This is a genomic window from Pseudomonas sp. PME37.24/025, from assembly GCF_055556615.1.
The window spans coordinates 1-264 of the sequence record NZ_JBVHNK010000275.1; the positions used below are offsets into that span (position 1 = coordinate 1).

The following is a 264-nucleotide window of genomic DNA, read 5'->3' on the forward strand; positions in this document are numbered from 1 at the left end:
GCGTTGCGCGTTCAGCCGCCGCGCCGCGAACAGCAACGGATAGATCGAGAAAAGGACGAAGCGGAGCAGCAGCAGATTCTGGTCGGACGCCACGATCTGTTGCCCGATCGTCGTGGTGACTTTCGGCAGAGATTGGTGGGAAGCCATCTCGATCAGGTGCGACAGCAGGATGGTAAGGAGCAGGAATAGCGGCGGGCTGAGCGTGTCCGTGAACCGGTCCTCGGGCGCATCCCGCAATTCCCGGTCGGAATAATGCAACATCTG

At 60.6% G+C, this 264-nt stretch carries 1 protein-coding gene; it reads right to left on the reverse strand.

All coding sequences use genetic code 11. The features are described from left to right. Positions 1-264, reverse strand: a 264-nt coding sequence (locus tag ACZ3HH_RS30360) for a hypothetical protein (protein ID WP_465810324.1), incomplete at both ends; no start/stop codon positions are given.